The organism is Nostoc sp. C052 (assembly GCF_013393905.1).
GTDB lineage: Bacteria > Cyanobacteriota > Cyanobacteriia > Cyanobacteriales > Nostocaceae > Nostoc.
Window position 1 is genome coordinate 7,704,868 of the sequence record NZ_CP040272.1, and the last position, 25,237, is coordinate 7,730,104.

Below are 25,237 nucleotides of genomic sequence, written 5' to 3' on the forward strand. Positions count from 1 at the left end.
AGGAAAAAATCGAGACAGTTAAGAGTCGGGTATAAATATTTTTTGTTGAGATTATGGAGTGATTAGGTACTAGGAAACAATAGAAATAGAGTTTTAGCCTAATTTTTGTTTATTCACATAGTTATGCTTAATTGTACCCACATATTCACCCTGAATCGGAAAGTTTAATCTTTAAATTAAGCTGTTGCGCCTTTAATTTGCACTAATATTTTTCCAATATGATTGTGGGGTGGGCATCTTGCCATTGGTGTCAACTTAAGCTAAGAGCCTCTTCAAATCTCGTTTTCAGCCTCCAACTGGAAATGCTGATCCTGACTGCTATGCCGCCAGTAAGGGAGGCAGCAGCTAGTACCGCAAGGCGGAATTAAAAATTAAAAATTAAAAATCAATACAACGTAAGCGTTTCATTGATTTGGAATGGTGAGGCAGTCCGGTCTTCTCCCAAAGGGAGAGGCTCGCGCCTGCCATAGGATGCCCGAAGGGCTGTAGGGGGTTCCCCCCATGAGGAACTGCCGTTAGCGAGTATTCTCCCTTCGCGTAGCGTCTCGTAGAGAAGAGGAGACGCCAAGGGCGAACGAGCCTCAGCGATTTATCGCGTCTTGAAAACCCAAAATTGTTGCCAGTAGCCCTTGAACCCAAGCGTATTGGTATAAAAACTAGTTCTAAGGAACTTCCAAGAAATAAATTATGTAAAAGATTGCCGCTTCAAACGCTTCTGAGCGTACATTAATTTGTCAGACCTGGCGATTACTTCTTCTAGTGACATATTACTTTCTGGTGAGTAACACTCTATCCCCATACTCATCGAGAGTTCATAATTACGGTTTTGCTGTTGATTAAAGTTGGCGATATTTACTTGCAGATACTCTTGGATACTATCAGCATCTTTAAAGTAGCTGGAGATGAAAACAATGAACTCATCTCCACCCAAGCGAGCAACAATATCTGAACTGCGAAAACTTTGCTTGAGTAATCGACCAGCATCAATAATCAAGGCATCTCCCATATCGTGACCCAGGGTGTCGTTAACCTGTTTTAGCCCATCTAAATCAATGAAGATAACCCAGCACAAGGCTTTCATCCGGTGAACAATTTTTAACTCTTGTTCAGCCATCACAAAGAAACCACGTCGGTTATGCAGACCGGTTAATTCATCAGTCAGGGACGCTTGTTTGCGGTTGCGAACTTCCTGAATGAGTTCCATCTGAGCGATCGCCTGGCGACTTAGGCGGCGCAGTGCATCTAACTGCTGGTAACTTAGATGATGAGGAATAGTATCCAGAACACACAACGTCCCAATGGGAAGACCATCGGGTGTAATTAGAGGGGCACCAGCATAAAAACGAATTTTGAGATTACCTTTGACTAAGGGATTGTTATTAAAGCGATCGTCCTTAATGGCGTTGGGAATCACCAATATATCCTCTGGTTCAAGAATGGCATGGGAGCAAAAAGCCCAATCTCTGGGTGTTTCACTACCTTGTAGTCCAACCTTAGATTTAAACCATTGGCGATCGGCATCAACTAAGCTAATTAGAGCAATTGGAGTCTTACAAATGTAGGCAGCAAGAGCAGTTATATCATCAAATGCTTGTTCGGGTAGGGTATCCAGGATATTGTAGTCCGCCAGGGCTTTGAGTCTTTCTGCTTCATTATCAGGTAGAGGAACAGCTTGGGTTTTCACAAATGAGTGTCTGAGTCTTAACCAGGAAAATCTGGAAGGCTGGAAATTTTGCAACAACCGCAGTATTACCCCTCCAGCAGCAAGGCTACGTGACATAAACATCTCTGCAACGAAAATCAACACTCGGTTGAATATACAGAAATATTGTATTACATGATGTTCTTCATGCCTTTGGTTTGCTCTGTTGTTCATGTCACCCCAACCACTGTGCAAATTCCCTGAGTATTTAGATACTTACAAGGTCTTTTGCCCAAAGCCAGGTTGAAAATTATCAATATCAGCAAGAATTTATTAAAACTTATCATACTATCAGAGTTACCGATCAAAAGTTGATATTTTTGATACAGCCATTTTTTGCATACTTACAAAAATTACGAGGTTAAGGAGGCAGGAGGGTTTCAGCCTCGTTCATTTTTGCTAACATAGTTTGGTTTTATTCTGCCGACCTACTTACAAAATAGGTATTTTTATTTAGGGGTTGGAGAATAATAATTGCTCCTGTTTTTTATATTAAGATGATGACTTAGGTTTGGCATTTAAACTGTTATCCATAAAATTTCCATAATTAGGGTGGTTAAGATTTTGGCATGAGCGCTAGCGCTACTTCTCTACGAGAGGCTGTGCCAATGACAAGGCTCAGTACAAGTCAGTCGAATACTATCCACCCCACAAGAGTCTGTTTTAAGGAAATCTTGTATTTTTGTAGAAAGAAACTTAATTTTAACTAATTTGGAAGTTGTATCATGATGCATGTTTTTACAAAAACAGCTATTAGTCTAGTGACGACTACTGCTTTAGGGTTAGCGATCGCTATAACCACCAACAACCTAGTTCATGCTGCTGAATTCAAATTTAACTGGAAGGGAGACACTGGTTATTTAGCTCAAGGTTCATTTAACTACGATACAACAACTGCTCCCAACATCATTTCTGAGGTAGGTTCGGGAGCTACACATAACTTACAGTCCCTCTCAATTTCCTTTTTTGATCCATTGAATAATCTCATAAATAGTTTTACTCCAGTGCTGAATGGTGTATCTAACTACAGCTTTTTGAGATTTAACTTTGATAACACTACGCAACAAATCTTTGGCCCCTTTGATGTTGGCAAGGATGATGAGCTTCCTGGTGACACATGGCTGAATAATAATCTCGCACTCATAGACCAAGGTTTTAGTAATGAGGTTCTAGTTAGAGAATTTGGTTTTAACAATAGAGATGCAGCAGGCACAAAGCAAATACTAGATTTAAGCAACAATTCGGTTCAGGTATTCAAAGTCCCCGAAGGAAGCATCATTATTGGTTTACTGGCAGTATGTAGTTTAGGATTTACTCTCAAGCAGAAATCAATCCCAAATCCCAAATCTAAAATCTAAAATTGGTCAGTGTTATTTTACAGGGATAAAAGAAAAAGTCGGAGGCGATCGCTATGTTATCTGTCAGCGATGCAGAAGCAATTATTTTAAATTTAGTACAACCGTTAGATCGTCAGCGAGATACAGAAGTTGTCGATTTATTGACAGCAGATAGTCGCATTTTGGTAACACCTGTCACCAGTTCGCTAGATTTTCCCCATTGGGATAATTCGGCAATGGATGGCTATGCAGTCCGCTACGAAGATGTACAGCACTCTAGCACTGAACAACCAGCCATTTTGGAAATTGTTGAAGATATTCCGGCCGGGTATCAGCCTCAGTCTACAATTCAACCAGGGCAAGCTGCGCGGATTTTTACAGGTGCAGTGATCCCAGCAGGTGCGGATACTGTAGTGATGCAAGAAAAGACACACCGGGAGGAAAACCGCGTATTTATCTTGGATGCGCCAAAACCGCAAGGATTTGTCAGACACAAAGCATCTTTTTATCAAGCTGGAACACAACTACTACCAGCAGGAATTAAGTTAAATGCCTCAGAAATTGCCGTATTGGCAGCAGCACAGTGTCCGCAATTAAGTGTTTACCGCCGTCCACGGGTGGCAATTTTATCCACTGGTGATGAGTTGGCAACAATTGATCAACCGTTACAACCAGGGCAAATTGTGGATTCTAATCAGTATGCGATCGCCGCTTTGGTAAGAGAAAGTGGCGCAGAACCCTTAATTTTAGGCATTGTGAAAGATGATCCAGTTGCTCTGGAGAAAGTTATTAGCCATGCCGTTGCGATCGCTGATATAGTCATCTCCTCTGGTGGTGTCTCAGTAGGAGATTATGACTATGTTGACAAAATTCTCGAATCGCTAGGAGCAAAAATTCACATTCGGGCTGTAGAAATGAGGCCAGGAAAACCCCTCACTGTTGCTACTTTTCCCAGTAGAGACGCGATTAATCGCGTCTCTACAAACTCCCCGCTTTATTTTGGTTTACCAGGGAATCCTGCGGCTGTATTGGTGACATTTTGGCGGTTTGTGCTACCAGCAATCAGGAAACTTTCGGGAATTACTGAAGGTTGGGAATCAGTATTTTTGAAAGTGCGATCGCATGATGAATTGCGATCGGATGGCAAGCGTGAAACTTACCTTTGGGGTAAATTACAATTAATTAATGGAGTTTACGAATTTCACAAAGCTGGTGGTAGTCACAGTTCCGGCAACTTAATTAATTTAGCTCAAACCAATGCTTTAGCTGTTCTACCAGTGGGTAAAACATTAATTTCACCACAAGAAGAAGTGCAAGTTTTGCAGCTTGGATAATGGAGACTGGGGATTGGGGAGAAAAGGGAGAATAACCAATGACTAATGCCCAATGACCAATGACTAAAATATCTGCTCAAAAGCTTCAATCAAACTGTTAACTTCCTCAAGGGTGTTGTAATGCACCATACTCACCCGGACTATTCCACCTTGGGATGCTAACCCCAGGTATTCAATGAGCCGTTTAGCATAAAAGTCTCCATAGCGAATTCCTATATAGTGTTGGTCAATTTTTGCCGGAATGGTTGAGCTATTGATTCCATCTACCACAAAAGATATAGTTGGCACACGGGTTTGACGGTCAGCCTTTGATTGACCAATCACTCGCACATTAGCCTTGCTATTGAGGTAATTTAGGAGGCGATCGCTAATATGTTCTTCATGTATGCTAATTAAATCAAATGCTTGCACCATTTGATTTCTCAAATCTGGTGCTGTTTCATTCCCATAGTGTAATTGTGCTAACTCACTTAAATAATCACATAAACCTAACATTCCATAACTTAATTCAAAATTGACATTTCCTAACTGAAATTTATAAGGTATATCTGTCTGCTCAATAAAATAATGGTTAAGACCAGGCAATCTTAATAAATGTTCTTCCTTACCATAAAGTAAGGCATGATGTGGCCCATAGACTTTATAACAACTCAAAGTATAAAAATCAACATCTAAATCTTGGACATCAACTAATCTGTGGGGTGCATAAGCTACACCATCTACACAAATCATGGCATTGCGATCGTGTACAAATACAGCAATTTCTTTAATCGGGTTGATGGTTCCCAGAACATTAGAAGCATGAGTCAAGGCTACCAGTTTGGTACGGTGACTCATCAATGGTTCTAAATCTGCTAAATGAAGTTCTAAAGTATCTGGACGAACTTGCCACACTTTAACCTTAATTCCTTGTTTTTCAAGAGCGACCCAAGCACCAATATTGGCCTCATGGTCACAATTCGTCACAATCACCTCATCGCCAGGTGTAAAGGTTTGACCCAGACAAATTGAGAGAATTTTCAACATCATTGTAGTAGATGGGCCCATGACCACTTCTTTAGAAGAATTGGCATTAATGAAAGTAGCCATTCCCCTAGTTGCTAGAGCCAATCGTTCTCCTGCAAGTTGAGATACCCCATAAGAAGCTCCCAACTGAACATCAGAACTCAAGAGAAATTCGCTAATTCTATCTACTACTTTTTTCAGGGTTTGTGACCCGCCAGCATTATCAAAAAAAGTCCATTCACCAGCTAAAGCAGGAAAATATTGACGAACTTTATCAAGATTCAGGAGCATAGTATCAGTAATCTAGAGAATGTTCTTTACCCTAGCTTACTTTTGGCAAGTCGCCCAGAGAGCATCTACATTCTCTTTTGGAGTTTACAGCTTGTTGTGTCAGCTTCTTACTCTGTAATCATCTATCTAGGGGAGTATACAAAGAGTATCTTACTGACACACCTACATTTTTAGCAAGGGTTAATGTCTTGATTCTTCACAATTCTCGCCAATTTTATTTGATAAGTTTAAGGGAGAGTCAAAACAATACTTGCTTTGACTCTTAATTCCTTGATTGAAAACAAAGGAACAACCTATGAACACTACTGTTAAATACGACATCGAGGTTATCAAGGAAGAAGCACTTAGACTAGTTAAAAAAGGACTTCTTAACCGTCAACACCCGATTTATACCATCTGTAAATATATTCCTCATCGTGACTGGGTGAATTTTGAGCTTGAGTTAGAAAAAAACGAATTTTTACTCAGAGATAGAATTATTGACCTACTGAATCACGAATTGTGGGAAGATGATTGAGGCTGCATTGAAAAGCTGAATTCTATTAGCAGCATTGCAATAAATCAAAATTACAAATTAGTTTTTCGGGATTAAAAGCCCTCGAATTAAATCGGGGGTTATCAACAAAAAAGTCTGAAAATAAGCAATAAATCTTAATGAAAAGTAAAATGCTAATTGTGATATATTAATTTAAATTAAGAATTATTGCAAAATAGTAAAAAATTTTTGGGAATATCGCCCAAGCTAATTAAAAGGTTTACGCCGAATGGATATTTTAATAGAATAATCTCATTCAAAGATTCGCAGAAATATCAATGGACTGGATTACACTACTGCGATCGCTACAGTCTGATTTTATTAAAAGGTTAGCATCTGGTTGTCTGCTTCATTGTGAAACAGAAGGTCAATATAGTGAATTAACTGTAATCTCTGGAGAAAGGTTAAAGGCACTACGGGAATTTTGCTGGCAGATGGCTGAAAAATATAAGCGTGTTTTACCAGTCCGCGATGTTTTTATTAGCTATCTTAAAGGAAAGTTGGGTGAGGAAGTTGTCAAAGAACGTTTAGCTGATTTTATTACCGAAGTCGATTATGAAAAGCGATTCGGCGGCGATGGCAATATAGATTTTACCTTGACTTCTGACCCATCTATTGGTATTGAGGTTAAATCTCGTCACGGTCGAATTGATAGAGTAAGATGGTCAATTAGTTCTGAAGAAGTTGAGAAAAATGCAGTTGTAGTTTGCATTTTGATTCAAGAGGATGTGAGTGAAGCCCAATCTGAATATCACCTTTTTTTAGCGGGCTTTCTGCCAACCCGAATGATTAAGTTGAAAACTGGTAAAATTTCTTTTGGGATAGAACAATTACTATATGGTGGTGGTTTATGGTGCTATTTAGAACAATTACAATCTTCTATAAATAATTCTTCTAGGCAACAACCACCAATTTATAAATATCTCCCGAAACAGGAAATTCTATCTCCGCCAACTATAAATCAGGTGGTCAAACCTTATTTTAAACCTGAATATAGTGGTGAAGATTTAAATCTAGTTTACGTAAAACTAGGTGATGAATATTTTGAAAAAGGAGAATATATTAATGCGATCACTAACTATAATCAAGCTTTAGAAGTTAACCATAGTGATATTAGTTTATATTATAAACGAGGTTTAGCTCACTATCAAATAGGAGATTATGAAACTGCGATCGCAGATTATTCTCAGGCAATTCAGATGAATCTTCATGATGCTAAATCTTATAATAAACGAGGTTTAGCCTTGTATCAACTTGGGCGATTAGAAGAAGCAATTAATGATTATACTCAAGCAATCAGAATTAATCCTAATGTTGCCGTAGCCTATAAAAATCGGGCTGAAGCTCGTTCTCATGCAGGAGATAATCAAGGAGCAATTGAGGATTATACCCAGGCTATTAAAATTAACCCCGATTATGCTAATGCTTATAAAAACCGTGGAATTGCTCGTTATTTATTAGGCTCTCAACCAGCATTTCCCCAAGCAATCAAGATTAATCCTCAAGATGCCATAGCTTATAAAAAACGTGGTAATGCTCGTTCCGACTTAGGAGATTTTGAGGGAGCAATTGAAGATTATACTCAAGCAATACAGATTAATTCTAATTATGCCGATGCTTATTACAACCGTGGTAATGCTCATTCAGATTTAGGAGATTTTGAGCGAGCAATTGAAGATTATACTCAGGCGATACAGATTAATTTGAACTATGCTGATGCCTATTATAATCGGGGCAATATTCGTTTAGAAATCGCAGATAAACAAGGAGCAATCGAAGATTTTCAAAAAGCGGCAGATATCTATCGTCAAGAAGGTAAGCTAGAAGCACTCAAAGATACACGAGAAAAAATATTAGATTTAGAAATAGAAGAATCATTAGATATTTTAAACTTCTAAACCATAGCCTAAGTGTCACATTTTTATTACTTGCCTCGGCGATTAAAAATTGGAGCTACATAGACAAAACCTGCCTAGCCTGCGGCAACGCCAAGGGCGAACGCAGGTTAAAAACTCTTGATTTATTAGTCCACGGAGGTGGACTTTATTTGTATAGCCGCGATTTCTAATTGCCAGGTATATTTATCAAGGCGAGATGCTCCAATTCTTCCCTTGTTCTTAGCAAAATACACGATTGCCTATGAGGTTGCCTAAAACAAGGGGCTTAAGCCCCTTGTCTCAGCGAGTCTGATTTTGTACAGTTTCACAAATAATTTTGACAAACATCCTCTTAGCCAACTACAAAATTCACCAACTTTCCAGGCACCACAATCACCTTTTTAATCTCTTTACCTTCAATGTAACGTTGAGCAATTTCTGATTCACGGGCGTATTTCTCCAACGCTGCTTTATCTGCTTGTGCTGGTACTTGAATCGAGCCGCGAGTTTTACCCATAACTTGAATCACTAAAGTGATTTCATCAGCTACCAAAGCATCAGGGTCAAATGATGGCCAAGTTTGAGTATGAACTGAATTGTTTTCACCCAATAAATGCCACAATTCATCAGCAATATGTGGTGCAAATGGTGCTAGTAAAATCACTAAAGTCTGAATACCTTCTGCGTAAATTGGTGAATTTTTGCCGTCGGCATCAGTTAAAGCATTACTCAATTTCATCAATTCGGAAATAGCTGTATTGAATTGATATTCGTCTTCCACGTCTTCCGTTACCGCTTGAATAGCCGTGTGAATCGCCCGCCGCAATTCTTTTTCTACCTTAGTTAAATCAGAGAGTTGAGCTTTTTTACGAGATACCCCAGCCGCAATATAATCCGTCACCAAACGCCAAACCCGATTTAAAAAGCGGAATTGTCCTTCCACATCGGCTTCATCCCATTCCAAATCTTTTTCTGGTGGCGCTTTGAATAAGATGAACATCCGCGCTGTATCTACACCGTATTTGGCAATTACATCTTCTGGTGCTACACCGTTGCCCTTTGATTTAGACATGGTGGCATAAAGACGTTGCAATGGTTCACCTGTCTGGGGGTCGCGCGGGTCGGCTGAATTTACCAGATTAGAAGGAATCCATTTATCTTTACCACCTTTGTTAGGATTTAGGTAAGTTAAACCCTGTACCATACCTTGAGTTAACAGGCGTTGGAAAGGTTCATCAAAGTTCAGTAACCCTCTATCCCGCAGAACCTTAGTAAAGAAGCGCGAATACAACAAATGTAAAATCGCGTGTTCAATCCCACCCACGTACTGATCGACTGGCATCCAATCGTTTATTTTACTGGAATCGAAAACCTGTTGTTCATTCTTAGCATCAGGAAACCGCAAGAAATACCACGAAGAATCAATAAAAGTATCCATCGTGTCAGTTTCCCGCTTCGCCGGAGTGCCACAAGTTGGACAAGGTACATTTACCCAACTCTCTAACTGAGTCAAAGGTGAACCGCCACGTCCAGTAAATTCAACCTCTTCCGGCAACTGTACTGGTAAATCTTTGTCGGGTACTGGCACTATCCCACAGTTGGGACAATGAATTACAGGTATCGGTGCGCCCCAATAACGCTGCCGCGAAATCAACCAATCCCGCAAGCGATATTGCACCCGCACTTTCCCAAAACCTTGTTGTTGGGCGTATTCAATTATTGCTTGTTTCGCATCTGTGGAAGTCATACCAGTAAAAGCCCCAGAATTAATTAAAATTCCTGGTTCAGTGTATGCCTGGTTGTATTCAATTTGGATGAGTTGTGTAACTTCATCAACCTCTGATGTGGGAGTTAAGTCAAAACCTGCAACATCATCTGGGGAAACAATGACAAAATCAATTGGCAAATCGTAATTTTTAGCAAACTTAAAATCTCGGACATCGTGCGCTGGTACACCCATCACTGCTCCAGTACCATACTCATACAGTACATAGTCAGCAATCCAAATCGGCACTTCTTCCCCTGTAAATGGGTTTATTGCCTTACCACCTGTGGGGATACCCCGCTTCGGTTTATCTTCAGCGGTACGTTCTAACTCACTTTGATGGGAAACCTCTTTAATAAAGGCTTCTACCGCTGTTTGCTGTTCTTTTATCGTGACGCGCTTGGTTAAGGGATGTTCTGGTGCTAACACCAGGTAGCTGACACCATAAACGGTATCTGGACGTGTGGTGTACACGGCGATTTTTTCATCTATCCCAATGATGGGAAATTCTAAGTAAGCGCCTGTAGATTTACCAATCCAGTTTGCCTGCATCGACTTGACGCGTTCCGGCCAACCTGTCAATTTATGCAAGTCATTGAGCAATTCTTCAGCGTAGTCGGTAATCTTGAAAAACCACTGGCGTAATAATTTCCGCTCAACTATTGCCCCACTGCGCCAAGAACGTCCTTCGTTATCAACTTGCTCATTTGCCAATACAGTTTGGTCAATGGGGTCCCAGTTTACCGCTGCTTCTTTTTGATAAGCTAACCCCGCTTGCAAAAACTGCAAGAAAATCCATTGTGTCCACTTGTAATAATCTGGTGAACAGGTAGCAAGTTCGCATTCCCAATCAATAGATAAACCAAGACGCTGCAATTGCTGCCGCATCTGAGCCATATTCTGATAAGTCCACTTTGCTGGTGGTACACCACGGTCAATGGCGGCGTTTTCTGCTGGCAAGCCAAAGGCATCCCAACCCATTGGGTGTATTACCCGATACCCTTGCATTCGCTTGAGACGGGCAATCACATCGGTAATTGTATAATTACGGACGTGACCCATGTGTAGGCTGCCCGATGGATAAGGGAACATGGAAAGAGCGTAGAATTTTGGCTTGTTGCTAGCTGTCGGTGTTTTATCTAAGCCAAGTTCTACCCATGTTTTTTGCCATTTTTCCTCAATTGCTGCGGGGTTATATCGGGAATCAACAGAATCACGTATTTCCAATGGTTTCATGCCTGTTACACTTTACCTCTACTAATTTTCTAGTATTTAACTTTACTAGTACATTTGAACTACTATATTGAGGGAATTATTTGTCTAGTTATTTTCTAATTAAATTAATTTACTATTTCTTTCTATCTTATATCCCTAAAGTTCTTAGACTAATAGTCCAACAACTTTAGGTATATGGAACATAAAAAAATCCCTAAGCTTAGGATACTGGGGACTAAATGTGTTATTGTTCTAAACTGATTTACTAGGTTAATAATGCGATCGCCATTTCAAGGTGCATCTTAGCCTTGTGCAAGTTAAGCAAATTCTCTTGGTCGTATCTGTCAGGATAGCTCATAGCTTTGCCCTCCATCGTCAGCTTAATCAGCGCTGCTTGCTTATCAGTGGGTGAATTCATCTCATCTACCACCCCTTCAAGGAATTGAATAACGCTAAAGCCTGGTGGCTTCAAGCCTCTTCCCTGCCTTCGTTGAGTGAGTGCTATCTGTGGGAATGCCATCAAGGTGACAATCCAACTAGTCTTGTACCCTCCATATATATGTTGGGTTGCGCTCCTTTAAAACCTCGTTTCCAGCCAGGTCGGGAAATGCAACTCAAGAGCGGCTCTGCCGCAAGTTCGAGAGGCGGAGCCTCAAAGACAAGCATTCCCAGTCGGAGACTGGGAACGAGGCAATCTAAAAGCTAGTTATAGACTTGCTTTCACTGGTTCCCTTTCCTCTTCTTCATAGCCGATTAGTATCTTTTGTAACTAACTTCCAACCTTCAGCTTGGTCAATTAGCTTCATCGACTCTAGTTCAAGATTGTTGAAAGCAGACGTATGAAGTAGAAAGTAGGGTTGTCCGTTGTAGTGCCAATAATATTCCAGTTCACCAACAGAAGCGGGAATAATGGTGCGATCGCTATAATAGTCCAGGGATGGGCGATGGTAAGCAAAAGATGTGTAAATTTTCTTCGTAGCTGGATTTGCTCGCACAATCATCGCGGCGACTGGTTTCACTGGATAGGCTTCAGATAATTCCCAAACCCAGTAGTTAGATTTCATTAACAGCAGTAGTGAAACATAACTTCCCCAGAACAAAATTTTCAGAAATTGCCCGTCGCCTCGTTCTGCCAAAATGGCTGCTAAAGTCATAGTCACGGCTACTGCGGCAAAAATCAGTTGTAAGTCTGTTGTGGGTGTCGTACCCGAACTGAAATAAATACTACCAGCAGAAGCAACGACAGCAAGTATTGCCAAACCAGCAACCCAAGCACGGGGATAGGATGAGAGTAAAGGCGAGTTTTCGGTATCTGATAACTGGATACCAAAAGCCAAGGCTAAACTAGGGTAAATCGGGAATAGATACCAGGGAACTTTGGTAATCATGAAGGAAATTACCAGCAGATAAACACCACTCCACGCCATTACTAGTTTTGCCCAACTCAGGTTGCGATTTTCCCAGGTTAAGCGGATAGTTTGTGGTAAGAATAATAACCACGGCCATGTATACTTAAGAAGCTCAATAACATAGTACCAAGGTGGTTCAGGATTTGCTTCGACAAATGAGCCAACTCGGCCTATTGATGGGTTTGCAAGGCCAACTTGGGCAAAAGTATAACCATAATGAATTAGTTGGGCACTATACCAACCAGCTACAGGCAGAATGCCAATTAAGATTGCGATCCAGAAATAGTAACAGGTAAGCAGTCGTGGCGTATCCCAAAACAGAAAGATGATTGCGATCGCACCGAGTAATATGCCTAGCAATCCTTGAGTCAGGCAAATCAACCCGAAACTAACACCAACACCAAGACAATAACGTAAATCCCGGCGCGATCGCAACACGCACAACATCATCACCATCAAAAAACTTACCATTGCTCCATCTAACATTGCTAACCGCCCATGACGCACCACGGGTAGCATTGTTAGGTAAATCAAAGCGCTATAAATCGCTGCCCAACGCTGACGAAATATCTCTCGAGCAATGCAATACAGTAAAGGTACAGATGTCGCTGTTAAAATTGCTCCAGGTAGACGCGTTGTCCACTCATTTTCACCTCCTAGAGAATAAGCCCAAGCAATTAACAAATGCATCAAAGGCGGCTTGTTATGATATGGTTCACCTCCCAGCGTTGGATAAAGCCAACGCATTGAACCTGCTGGTGCGTGCCAAATTTCACGAGCAACCTGAGCCACAGTACCTTCATCCCAATCTCGCAGCGGCAATCCTCCTAGATTGATGCTAAATAGTAACACTGCTGCCAACAGCAACACTATTAGCCATACCCAATCAATCCATTTGCCAACCGTGCGATGCTGTTTTTCCAGATGACTCCAAATAAAGCTTCCTTCTTGCATATTCTCTGGTAATCATTTTACTTGCTGGTTTGATTACATAGAGACATCTAGCGAATCTCCAATGTTGCCACCCAGTAACAACGTATGTTCTTAACAATTGCTAGTTTCCAAGATTAACTCAATTTTTTATAATTAGCCCTATTTTTTGAAAAATTTATATTGGTTATTTAGAGAACATTTTGGCAGATAAATGATAAAAATAATACAGTCAATAAATTATTTGCAACCTGTTTGTTAGTCAGTAAATAAACTTGTATCCTATTTTTAATTTTACCCTGAGTTTAATTTTTATGTGCTTATTTCTAAGTTGATTAAATTCGAGAAACCAAGAAATAATTGTTACAAGCTTCAATAACGTCCTGATGGGATAATAATCTTCAGAATAAGATATAAGCATTTATCCGAATCCAATACTGTTCGGTTAAGACAAGAGACGCGATGAATCGCCGTCTCTACAATAGACATCTCCGAAAACAACGTAGAGACGTAGCACTGCTACGTCTCTACAAGGGTTATGGGTAACGCATATTTAATTTCTGGAGATGTCTAATGATTTCTCGGATCTTTGCACTCTACAATTTCATCAAAAAACCTTAACCGAACCGTATTGTATCCAAATCTTATTTGGTGTCTGAACATTTAGAGGCTCAGATCCCCTACTTCTTCAAGAATTCGGGGATCTTTTTGACCGTAACTAATTTAAAATTTATATAGTTACTAAAACACAGATGTATGAATATTCAAAAAAATTTAGTACGCTTATCAAAGTAACCATAAGCAAATATCTTAGTATTTTAAATTTAATTAAGTGAATATTGAATTTTAACATCTGTGTTATACAATTCGCTGAAAGTACTTAAATTACAAAAATAAGCAGCTAGAAAATTATGGGAGCCTATCCATGAACTTACCTGTAGTTATTGATATTACTCTAGGTTTAGTTTTTATTTACTTGATTTTGAGCTTACTAGCTTCTGAAATACAGGAATTGATTGCCACATTTTTACAATGGAGAGCTAAACATTTAAAAAATTCAATTGAATTACTTCTAGCAGGTGGTAGTGAAACGGAAGAATCAGACTTTACTAAGGCAAGAAATTTAGTAGAGATTCTTTATAACGATCCTTTAATTAATACCTTGAACCAACAGGCTAAGAGAAAAGTAGAACAGTTGCGGAACAATGCTAAAAATATTGACAATAAAAGACTAGAAGAAAAACAAAGTGGTCCTTCCTATCTTCCTTCTGAAACATTTGCAATTACTTTGTTAGATACCTTAAAAATTCCTCAGTTAATTAATTACGCGAAAAATACTAACGAAGAATCTAAAAATAATTTGCACATCATATTAGCATCTTACAAAGAACTTAAAGCAGGCATTAACAATCCAGAAAGTGAAAGTTACAAAACAATTAAAAAAGTTTATGGAGATATTGATAAAGATTTTAAAAGATTTGTTAACGAAGACTTATCTGATGATGTACCTGATAATTTAATCAAGAGTCTTGCCGCGATCGCTCAACGTAGCAGAATAAAAATTGGCGATCTGACAGAAGAAATGAATCAGTTTAAAAATGAAGTCGAAACATGGTTCGATCGCTCTATGGATCGAGCCAGTGGTGTTTATAAGCGTAATGCTAAAGGTGTTGCTATTTTAATTGGAATATCAATTGCTGTATTAACCAATACTGATACATTTCACCTCGTTAATAGGCTGTCGCAGGATTCGGTTATCCGCTCTACGATTGCTCAAAGTGCAACTCAGCGAATCGATTACATCAAAGATTTAGAAGGCAGGAAGGAAATTGAAACCTTATTAGGAAATGCTTCTATACCCATTGGATGGCAAAATATCAATCAACAGTTTGAGCAGAATAGTGGAAACGTTTTATTAATTAGAAGTTGGCAAGTTTTTAGATTAATTTGCGGTTGGATAATCAGTGGTTTAGCTATTGCAATGGGTGCGCCTTTTTGGTTTGATATCCTTAATAAAGTGATCAATGTACGGAATGCAGGGCCAAAACCTACTGCTTATACGAAGGATCAACCGTCTCAGAAATAGTGTTTATTTGAATCACATCTGTTGTATAGAACATTGCTCATTTGTGTCAACTTAAGCCCAAATTCCTTTAAAACCTCGTTTCCAGCCAGAGTCGAGAAATGCTGTTCATTGGGCAGCTGCCGCGAGTAAGGTAGGCGGAGCCTCAATGAGGGGCATTCCCAGTCTCCGACTGGGAACGAGAATCTTTAAAAAATAAAAATAACTTGGAGTCTTAATTCTTTATTCTGAAAAATAATCTCAATTTGCCTGATAAATTCTCGAAAGTAAAATCGTCGCTCTGTTTCTGATAAATCTAACCAAAATTGTGGTATGGAAACAGCTTGAGCAACAGAACGCAAGTTAACCGGGGGGAGAGTCGCCAACTTTGCTTCGAGTGCAGATATTTCTGTGCGAAGTTTGTAAGCCCTTAACTTTGCTGTTTCGGCATCTAAAATTCCTGTTTCAATTAAAGCGGGTAACTGAGCGAGTATTTCTTGTTGACGAGCGATCGCTTGTCCTAAACTATTCTTGAATGCATCCAATTGGGGAAAATTCATCCCTGCTACCGCCAGAGGTAAATCACGGCAAACTGTTTCAATGGTATGTTCCAACACTTCTTGATAAGGAATAGCCTTACACTTGGGGGTTTGAGGGCAGCTAGTAGAACGTAAATAAAGATACTCTTTATCTTGGTTGCGTTGGGTGACACGGGTAATTGTCAGATGTGACTGACATTCACCACAGACAACTAACCCAGCTAAAGAACGAGGCGCACTAGCAGTTCGAGATGGTAAACGGCTGTTACGGCGTAAAAGTCGATCAACTTGGGCAGCTTCTTCCTTAGAAACGATCGCAATATGGGTATTAGAGATAATTTCGCCATTTTGGTAAGCTGTATTGCCGCGATAGACTGGATTAGTTAGCCACCGTCTTCCGGTGGTGACAGAGATTTTCTTGCCGTATTTTTTCGCCAGATAACGCACTGAACCCCGCAGGGAACCATAAAGTAAAAAATGTTCAAAAAAATCTTTGACTACTGGTGAAGTACTGCGGTCAATGGTATATTTCCCTTTACCTCTGCGATAGCCGTAGGGAACTTTGCCGGGTGGTGGTGCAACCTCAAGACGATTACGGGCGTGTCCTTGACGGATGCGACGACTACGTTGCTGACGTTGGATTGCGTGTAGCAGATTCAGCAAATCAGCGCCCAGAGGGTAATTTTCGGAAGTGTAGGGCTGTTCGGTAGCAATTACAGCTATTCCCATGACTTCGAGTTGATTTAAGCGATCGCTAATTTCTTCTACAGTATCCCCCAATTCTTCCAACCGACGGATCAGGAGATAATCTGCTGGTTCAGTTTCGCAATCTGTGAATAATTGTTGTAATTGCGACCTTCCAGAAGAGTCTGGCTTGCCCAAATCTTCATAAACCCGATCCACCTCCCATCCCCAATCGGCTTGATCGGGAGAAGATTCTAATAGCGGATCGGTGTAAGAGTAGGCAATGATTTTCATTAGTCATTTGTCATTTGTCACAAAAGGCAGAAGTTCTTTAATTTTTAATTTTTAATTTTTAATTGACTTCTCTTCACTGCTGACTCAACTCGATAATATTTCCATCGGGATCTTGAGTGAAAAGGGCAGGGCGACCAGAGGCGCTGGCTTGAATGGGATAATTATGATTGAGTAATTCCTGTTTGGCGGTGTCTAAATCAGCAACGGAGAAAGCAATGTGGGGATTGCGCCCCCATTTTTCGTTTGGGTTTTTTGTGGGGACAACAGTTGCAACTATCAGGTGAAGTTGGTAGTTGCCGATTTGATACCATACGCCAGGGTAGTTTAGGGAACGATCTATTTTGGATAATCCCAATACTTTGCCATAAAATTGCTCGGAGCGTTCTAAGTCAGTCACAAGAATTGCTGTATGGAGACTTTGGTTAATCTGCATTGTCGGTAAGATGCGATCGCATTTATTTAAATTTTGACTTAGTTTGCATTATTTTAAGGAGTGGGCGAGAAATCAATTCAAAATTAAAGAACTTCTGCCTTTTGCGCCCAATGCCCAATACCCAATGCCCAATGCCCCATACCCAATGGAATTACAAACTCAATGGCAGCTGAACTGTAAACCTTGTCCAGCCCTGAGAACTGGTAACTTTAATCGTACCTTGGAGATATTCAACTAACTTCTTAACTAATGCTAACCCTAATCCTGTGCCGCTTTGTTGCCAGCGATCGCTTTGAGGAATTCGGTAAAACGCCTCAAAGATTCGAGATTGTTCTTGTTTGGGGATGATCGCCCCAGAATTGCTAATTGTAATTTGAAAGTAAGGAACTTGAAGATTGTCTAATATAACAGATTCAATATCCTCATTGATGAGACTTTTTACAGTGTCAATTACCTGAACATCTACTGTAATCTCTTCATCGGGCGGAGTGTATTTACAAGCATTGTTGAGTAACTCTGAGACAATTTCGGTCAGGCTAGCCAAATCTGAAACTAAAGGTGGTAAATTTGGAGAAACATTCACTTGAAAAGACTGTTGCCTAGCTTGGGCACGTTCTTGAAAATATTCGGCAACGTGAGGCAGCCAGTTTTGGAGTTGAATTGAAGTTAATTCTAATGGATAGACATTTGCATCAATCATTCGCATGTGCAATAAATTGTCTACTAAATCTAGCTCTCGTTCGCACTGATCGCGCAGGATAGTTAAGTAGCGGGCTACAGATTCAGATGGAGAAAGTGCGTTTAAATTTAAAACACCCAGCTGTTCCAGAAGATTTTCTAACACAGAGATTGTCATTTTGATATTTGACAAGGGTGTTCGCATTTCATGAGAAGTGGTTGCCAGAAAATCTTCTTTCAACTGGTTCAGCCGTTGAAGTTCTGCCACTTGAATTTCCAGTTGTCTAGCACGTTCAGCAGCGAGATTGCGTTCTTCAGTTAGTCGTCGTTGCGTATCATCCCGAAAAACCAATACGGCTCCTGTAATTACACCACTGCTATTTCTCAGGGGAGTAGCGCTGTCAGCTACAGGTGTAACTGTTCCGTCTTTGGCAACGAGTAAAACGCCACTAGCTAGATGGATAATAGTTTCTTGTTCGAGGGCTGCAAGAATTGGATTTTCTACCGAAAGCTGGGTTTGTTCGTCAATAAGTTGGATAACTTCAGTTAACATTTTGTCCTTCGCTTCATTCCATCGCCACCCTGTCAGGGCTTCAGCTATCGGATTGATGTACTTAACATCTAATTCAGTATCGACTACAATCACCCCATCACCCATTTCTCGAAGCACAGAACTCAAAAATTGCTCGCGTTCGTAATGATTAAGAGCTGTTTGAATGGCAACGTAAAGTTCTTGCTCCTTGATGGGTTTGAGAATATACCCAAAGGGGGATGTCAGAGTTGCCCGTTTCACAGTACTCTGGTCGGAGTGGCCTGTGACGTAGATAACCGGAATTTGCAAATTACGCCAAATTTGTTCTGCGGCCTGAATGCCGTCCATTTCACCCCGTAATCTGATATCCATCAAAACCAAGTTTGGTCGTAACTCAGTTGCTTTTGCAATTGCACCTTCGGCAGAATCAGCTATATCTAAAACAACATATCCCAGAGACTCTAAAATTTCTTGCAAATTAATCGCGAGAATATACTCATCTTCAACAACAAGGACTCTAATTGTTTCCTTTGTCTGCGTGTTTGATGGGATATCAATCATGTTTACGTCCGGTTGTTTGTAAAAGTGATTTTAAACTGCGTTCCTTGCTGAGAGTCAATTTCGAGCTTTCCCCTTAGCTGCTTGACTAAACCTTGGACAAGGGTTATACCGAGTGTTTTAGCTTTCTTGCTATCAAAGTTTTCAGGTAAACCAACACCATCATCTCTAATAATAAGTGTCGAAGTGCGGTCTGATTGTTGAAAAAATTTGACCTGGATTTCGCCTCCACGATTACCAATAAAAGCGTATTTTAAAGCATTGGAAACTAGTTCATTGATAATCAAGCCACAAGGAATAGCGGTTTCGATATCGAGGCTAGCATTATCAACTTGAATTTTTAGTTTGATTTTGCTGGAACTGACGTTATAGGAATCAAATAAATGAGTTGTTAAATCTGGAATGTATTGAGCAAAATCAATATCAGCGAGGTCTTGAGAGCGGTATAGTTTTTCATGAACTAGAGCAATGGAGGCGATACGGTTTTGGCTATCGCGTAAAATAGCTGTCACTACAGAATCTTGTGTACGTCTGCACTGCATTTGCAGCAAACTGCTAACAATTCCTAAATTATTCTTCACGCGATGATGAATTTCTTTGAGTAATACCTCCTTTTCTTTCAGAGAGGCTTTGATTTTTTCCTCCGCTTGCTTTTGCTCGGTGATATCTTGTTGGATAGCTACAAGCACGCTTCCATACTCAGGATGTTCAAAAATGGAAGCGGTAGCGCTACACCAGAATGGAGTGCCATCTTTTTTAAGATTATGGACTTCATAGGTTGCTTCACCGTGTTGCAAAATAGCAGTTCTAATAGCCTGATTAACATCTTCAGGTGTATTATTTTCGTCACCGTAGTTGACAATAGACACATGCTGACCGATTAATTCACCAGGTTCATAGCCAAACATTTGCTCGAATTTAGGATTGGCATAAACAAACACACCATCTGTGGCACGAACTAGGCAAATTCCTTCTGCCATGTTGCGGGTGATAACTGCTTGCAACTCTAACATTTGTTCAGCCCGTTTGCGATCGCTAATTTCAACTACCACAACGCCTATGCTAAAGGGTTCATCGGCTTCAGACTGAATAGGAAAATAAGAAGCTAGCCAAGTCCTGATTACACCTGGAAGTTTTGGGGTTTCTCCACTGATTTCCAAATCCAGAATCGGTTCAGCCGTTGTCAAGACATGTTGAAAGACTTGCTCCAATTTGGATGTCAAATTAGGGATAATTTCCCACTGTGTCTTGCCAATATGTGCTGCTGCGGGAATGCCATTCATTTCTGCTAATGCTTCATTAATGAATGAATAACGCAGTTCCCAATCCAGAATGGATATACCAACGGGTGCATTATTGATAAAGGTATCCAATAACTTTTGTTTGCGAGCCAGTTCTCGCTCCAAAATCTTACGTTCTGTGATGTCAATCGCCACTCTACCCACTAGTTTTTGTGCAGACAATCCCAAAATCGGAAACTTGTATACCAAGAACTCTCCAAGAGTACCGTCTTGACGGGGAGCAACTTCAAGCACCTCAAGTACCTGATTTGTCTGTGAGACTGTCTGAATGTGATCGAAATGTTGCCGAGCAATTTCCGCGGGATAAAGATCAAAAATCGATTGCCCAATTACCTGTTCGGGTAGTAAGTTAAATGTCCGCAGGTATGTTTCGTTTAAATAAAGTACACGTCCATCTGTATCAGTTATCCAAGCTAACACTGGGCTGTTATTCATAAATGCCTGGAACCTGGCTTCACTCTCTTGCAGGGCTGCTTCTGCTTCCTTGCGTTCACTATTATCAATAATTACACCTAACATCCGTATGGGTTCACCTGCTTCGTTGTAAACGCCACGCCCTTTCCCTATAAGCCAGTGAACACTGCCATTAGGATAAATCACTCGATATTCACCTTGAAAATTGGTATGTTGCGCCAGTGCATTTGATACAGCCTGTTCAATTTGGTCAATATCCTCTGGATGAACAGAATTGCGCCATAGCTGATAACTAGCTAGTGATATTTCTGGCTCTAAGCCTAACAATCGATAACCATTATCGTTCCATAGAACTTTACCTGTTTGAAGATTCCAATCCCAGATACCGATGTGGTTAAATTCCAGCGTTAGCCTCAGTTGTTCTTCACTTTTGGCTAAGGCTGCTTCGGCTTGTTTGCGTAAGTTAAGCTCATCGTAAACATCGCTGATATCCCGATGAGTACCAGTCATTCGCAGAGGGTTCCCCTGTCCATCTCGCATGACAACTTTGCCGTAGTCAGCAATCCATTTGTATTCACCCGACTTAGTTTGAAGTCGATAGTCAAATTTGTAGGGTACTGAACTGTCCTTGAGGTGATCTGCCAAAATTTTCTCAACCCAAGGTAAATCCTCTGGATGAATTAATCGCTCCCAAGTACTAAAATCATGTGGGAGTTCATCAAAGCTGTATCCAAGCATTTCTAAATAGCGCGGGCTGTAATACACCTCTCCAGTGAGAATGTTCCAGTCCCACAAACCATCCCCAGAAGCCTCAAGGGCTAATTGTAGTCGTTCCTCGCTTTCTCGAAGAGCTATTTCTGCCCGTCGGTGTTCTTCTTCACCATGTTTCCGTGCAGTAATATCCGTGATTCGTACCAATTGCATCACAGTACCAGCAACTCTAATTTGTTTGGCTGCGATGTTTCCCCAAAAGGTTTTGCCCTGCTTAGTAATGTATTCAACTTCCCGACTCCAAAACCCTTGCTGGTTAATTTCTTCCATAAAGGAGGCAATCTCATCGGAAGTAAACGGTTGTTTTTGTAGAGTGTTGCCTTTAATGTTAATTAATTCAGCTTTACTAGAGGCTGCAAATAGCTTCACTGCTCGATCGTTACAGTCAGCGATCAGTAATGTTTCGACATCTACCAAAAAAAGTGCATCAGCGGATTCATTATAAATAGCTTCTAGCAGGTCACGACTACGAATAATTTCTAATTCAGTTTGTTTTCGTTCTGTAATATCTATAACCGCTCCCAATAGCTTAACTGGCTGCCCTTGATCGTCATAGGCGATTTCTGCTTTCGACTCAACGTAGCGCACTGAACCATCAGGTCGGATAATTCGATACTCAAGATTGAAAGGGGTTATTTGGGTGATCGTCTTTTCGAGTTGGGCCTTGATTAGGGCGCGATCGTCTGGATGAATTATTTCGAGAAATTCCCCTTGGTCGGGTTCGCATTGAGTGGGGTTTAGACCAGAGATGCGAAAGGTTTCCATTGACCAAGAGCGCTTTTTCGTTGTTAAATTCAATTCCCAACTGCCTACATGGGCGATTTGTTGAGTAGTGGCTAGCAGTGCTTCACTTTGTCGGAGTTTTTCCTCAGTTTTTTGCCGATCGCGCAGCGCAATTTGTTGTTCAGTGATATCTCGCCCTTCTGGAATCAACAAAATAACTTGACCTGTCTCGTCTAGAAGCGGACGCAGGGAAAAATCGATCGTTGCGACTCGGTTATTTGCGCCGAGAACATCCACTTCATAGCGGACAAACTCTCCTTGAGCTGCATGAGCGATCGCTTGTTGTAATTTTTCTTGAGTTTGCGGTGAAATTGTCCACCAGTGTGCCTCCCAAAAAGGGCGATCGATCACATCTTCCAATTTCAGTCCGCCAAAACTTAGCGCCGTCTGATTTGCCTCTAGTAAGATGCCATCTGGCGTTAGCAGTCCTGTAAACTGGAAAGTGTTATTGAAGATGGCGCAAAAACGGCGCTCACCTTGATGCAATTTGGCAGTGCGCTCCTGTACTTTAGCTTCTAACTCGGTATTGAGGGTTTGGAGGTTTTGGTAAAGTTGGGCTTGTTGGATAGCGATCGCTAATTGCACCGTCAATTGCTTGAGTAATTCCACCTCAAATGTCTGCCATTGTCGCGGGGCAGAACATTGATGCACGATAAATAGCCCCCAAAGTTCAATTGCTTGACTTTCCTTGTTCTCTAACAAAATGGGAGCAACTAAATTTGCCTTCACCTGAAACCGTTCTAAAAGATTAATATGGCAATCACTTAAACCCGCTTCGTAGACGTTCGTCGCTGCCCAAATTTTCCCCTGGCGATATTCTTCCCCCTGATTTTCCTGAAAACAGGTATCTTCAATCTCCAGTCCTAAGATTGGTGTCCATTGGGATAATACCGACTCCGCAACGACATTACCCTGCATTTGAGGCGTAAATTGATATATCAGTACCCGATCGGCACTTAGTAACTGGCGGACTTCTTGAACACTCGTGGCGAGGATATCTTGAAGATTCAAGGATTGGCGAATATCAAGAGCGATCGCTCCTACTAACTTTTGTTGTTCCTGTTGTTGTTTTAGCTGCTGCATTAGCTGCTGATGCTTGATCGCCCCATGAACAGCTCGACGTAAATTATCAGGGGTCAATTTTCCCTTGACTAGATAATCTTGCGCCCCACTCTTGATCGCTTGGACTGCGATTATTTCGTCCCCCTGCCCAGTTAACATAATCACAGATATCTGGCTAACTTGGGTTTGCCGTTGTAGCTGATTGAGAAATTCCAACCCATCTATATCTGGCAATCTGTAGTCTAATAGAATTACATCTGGTGTTTTCTCTTGGCAGCCTTGCAGTGCCTTCTTGCCAAACTCAAATTCGTAAATATCGTAGCTGTACTGCTCATCTCGCTCCAGGAAGCGTCGATATACAACTCTGTCTTCAGCAGAGTCTTCCACAAAAAATACAGTTGTCATCTATGTTACCCCTTATCCCCAGAGGGGGCCCCACCATCCCCAAATCCCCAAAATCAGAAAATCCAGACTTTTTCTTGATTTACAGACTACTATTTTTATTCGCATAAACGCATAATAGAAGTGTGACTGATCTGTTCGCCCCTTTACAATCTCTCAAACGAGGTGACTGGTTCAAGCTGATCTGCGGAGCCAGCTTCCAGCATTTGCCGGCAGTCAGAAGTTTAACGTTAGCCTATACTTTGGCTGGCGCTGACTGCATAGATGTTGCAGCTGATCCAGCGGTGATTGCAGCAGCGCAAGCAGGGCTACTTGTAGCCAAATCTCTGGCTAAAGATGCCCAAAAGCGAGGCTTCGACTACAAAGGCAACTCACCCTTTTTGATGGTCAGCCTCAATGATGGAGAAGACCCCCATTTTCGCAAAGCAGAATTTAATCCTACTGAGTGTCCTACAAACTGTCTTAGACCATGTGAACGGATTTGTCCAGCACAAGCAATTGTATTTAACAGTACAAAAGAAGACTTTTCGGGAGTAGTATCCGAAAAATGTTACGGCTGTGGTCGTTGTATACCAATTTGTCCTTATGATATAATTTATACAAATTCATACATGTCAACGCCGGGAGCGATCGCGCCATTGGTAATGTCAACGGGAGTAGATGCCGTAGAAATCCATACAAAAGTTGGGCGGTTGGCAGAATTTGAACAATTATGGCAAGCAATTTCACCGTGGGCCGATCAACTAAAGTTACTAGCTATCAGTTGTCCCGATGGCGAGGGCATGACTGACTACCTAAGAGCTATCTATGACCTGATTGCCCCACTCAAGAGTGCTTTAATTTGGCAAACTGATGGTCGTTCTATGAGTGGTGATATTGGCGATGGCACCACAATAGCCGCGGTGAAATTAGGACAAAAAGTTTTGGCAGCTAAGTTACCGGGATATGTGCAGTTAGCAGGCGGCACAAATAGCTATACCGTTGCTAAGTTAAAGGCAATGGGACTGCTAAAAGAGGCAGAGGGGCAGGGGACAGGGGGCAGAGGAGAAAAGTTTTCCCCCCTGCTCCCTGCTCCCTGCCCCCTCTCCTCCATTTCTGGAGTCGCCTACGGTAGCTATGCCCGTGTACTGCTGTCACCAATTCTCGAACAGTTAGAGAATAAGGAGGTAAGTAACACTAATGTGAAGGCGAATCTTCGCCTAGAAGAAGATGAGGTATTACTTTGGCAAGCTGTAGAACTTGCCCATTCTCTCGTTTCCCAGATCAAGTCACAGCAGGAGCATTAATTGCTCGTTGGGAAAAATACCCAGGGCGGGTACTCCTG

15 protein-coding genes are annotated in these 25,237 nt (G+C 41.1%); 6 read left to right on the top strand and 9 right to left on the bottom strand.

Annotated features, from left to right (window positions below; translation table 11 throughout):
• Window positions 1-685: 685 nt before the first annotated feature.
• Window positions 686-1,876, bottom strand: coding sequence for a sensor domain-containing diguanylate cyclase (locus FD723_RS31705; protein WP_179068880.1), 1,191 nt, complete (start codon window positions 1,874-1,876; stop codon window positions 686-688).
• 551 nt (window positions 1,877-2,427) lie between these two features.
• Here FD723_RS31705 and FD723_RS31710 point away from each other — a divergent pair.
• Window positions 2,428-3,060: a PEP-CTERM sorting domain-containing protein gene (locus FD723_RS31710; RefSeq protein ID WP_179068881.1), complete on the top strand. Its 633-nt coding sequence runs from the start codon at window positions 2,428-2,430 to the stop codon at window positions 3,058-3,060.
• A 53-nt stretch (window positions 3,061-3,113) separates the two neighbouring features.
• Window positions 3,114-4,373 (top strand): gephyrin-like molybdotransferase Glp, encoded by a 1,260-nt coding sequence (gene glp, locus FD723_RS31715; protein WP_179068882.1) that lies wholly within the window; start codon window positions 3,114-3,116, stop codon window positions 4,371-4,373.
• 63 nt (window positions 4,374-4,436) lie between these two features.
• Here the strand turns inward: glp and FD723_RS31720 are convergent, their stop codons facing one another.
• Window positions 4,437-5,669: a cysteine desulfurase-like protein gene (locus FD723_RS31720; protein ID WP_179068883.1), complete on the bottom strand. Its 1,233-nt coding sequence runs from the start codon at window positions 5,667-5,669 to the stop codon at window positions 4,437-4,439.
• Window positions 5,670-5,964: 295 nt separating this feature from the next.
• Between FD723_RS31720 and FD723_RS31725 the strand changes: the two genes are divergently transcribed.
• Both FD723_RS31725 and FD723_RS31730 read left to right on the top strand, forming a co-directional pair.
• Complete coding sequence (locus FD723_RS31725; protein ID WP_179068884.1) at window positions 5,965-6,186, top strand: DUF4327 family protein; 222 nt, start codon at window positions 5,965-5,967, stop codon at window positions 6,184-6,186.
• 296 nt (window positions 6,187-6,482) lie between these two features.
• Window positions 6,483-8,102, top strand: coding sequence for a tetratricopeptide repeat protein (locus FD723_RS31730; protein WP_179068885.1), 1,620 nt, complete (start codon window positions 6,483-6,485; stop codon window positions 8,100-8,102).
• A gap of 331 nt (window positions 8,103-8,433) precedes the next feature.
• Here the strand turns inward: FD723_RS31730 and leuS are convergent, their stop codons facing one another.
• The 3 genes from leuS to FD723_RS31745 all read right to left on the bottom strand — a co-directional run bounded on the left by leuS (window position 8,434) and on the right by FD723_RS31745 (window position 13,424).
• Window positions 8,434-11,082 (bottom strand): leucine--tRNA ligase, encoded by a 2,649-nt coding sequence (gene leuS / locus FD723_RS31735; RefSeq protein WP_179068886.1) that lies wholly within the window; start codon window positions 11,080-11,082, stop codon window positions 8,434-8,436.
• 244 nt (window positions 11,083-11,326) lie between these two features.
• A complete protein-coding gene (locus FD723_RS31740; RefSeq protein WP_179068887.1) occupies window positions 11,327-11,581 on the bottom strand; it encodes a hypothetical protein in 255 nt (84 codons plus the stop codon).
• Window positions 11,582-11,804: 223 nt separating this feature from the next.
• A complete protein-coding gene (locus tag FD723_RS31745; protein WP_179068888.1) occupies window positions 11,805-13,424 on the bottom strand; it encodes a glycosyltransferase family 39 protein in 1,620 nt (539 codons plus the stop codon).
• A 901-nt stretch (window positions 13,425-14,325) separates the two neighbouring features.
• Between FD723_RS31745 and FD723_RS31750 the strand changes: the two genes are divergently transcribed.
• Window positions 14,326-15,486 carry a hypothetical protein gene (locus tag FD723_RS31750; protein WP_179068889.1) on the top strand — a complete coding sequence of 387 codons (1,161 nt, stop codon included), beginning with the start codon at window positions 14,326-14,328 and terminating at the stop codon, window positions 15,484-15,486.
• Between the two features lie 185 nt (window positions 15,487-15,671).
• Here FD723_RS31750 and FD723_RS31755 read toward each other — a convergent pair whose 3' ends face one another.
• The 4 genes from FD723_RS31755 to FD723_RS31770 form a co-directional block, all read right to left on the bottom strand.
• Window positions 15,672-16,979: a recombinase family protein gene (locus tag FD723_RS31755; RefSeq protein WP_179068890.1), complete on the bottom strand. Its 1,308-nt coding sequence runs from the start codon at window positions 16,977-16,979 to the stop codon at window positions 15,672-15,674.
• A gap of 73 nt (window positions 16,980-17,052) precedes the next feature.
• A complete protein-coding gene (locus FD723_RS31760) occupies window positions 17,053-17,412 on the bottom strand; it encodes a VOC family protein (RefSeq protein WP_179068891.1) in 360 nt (119 codons plus the stop codon).
• A 151-nt stretch (window positions 17,413-17,563) separates the two neighbouring features.
• Window positions 17,564-19,183 carry an ATP-binding protein gene (locus FD723_RS31765; protein WP_179068892.1) on the bottom strand — a complete coding sequence of 540 codons (1,620 nt, stop codon included), beginning with the start codon at window positions 19,181-19,183 and terminating at the stop codon, window positions 17,564-17,566.
• A 2-nt stretch (window positions 19,184-19,185) separates the two neighbouring features.
• A complete protein-coding gene (locus tag FD723_RS31770) occupies window positions 19,186-23,916 on the bottom strand; it encodes a PAS domain S-box protein (protein ID WP_179068893.1) in 4,731 nt (1,576 codons plus the stop codon).
• A gap of 122 nt (window positions 23,917-24,038) precedes the next feature.
• Here FD723_RS31770 and ldpA point away from each other — a divergent pair, with 122 nt between their 5' ends.
• The gene (gene ldpA / locus FD723_RS31775) at window positions 24,039-25,199 is read left to right on the top strand and encodes a circadian clock protein LdpA (protein WP_179068894.1); all 1,161 of its coding nucleotides are present in this window, start codon (window positions 24,039-24,041) and stop codon (window positions 25,197-25,199) included.
• The last annotated feature ends 38 nt before the right edge of the window (window positions 25,200-25,237 follow it).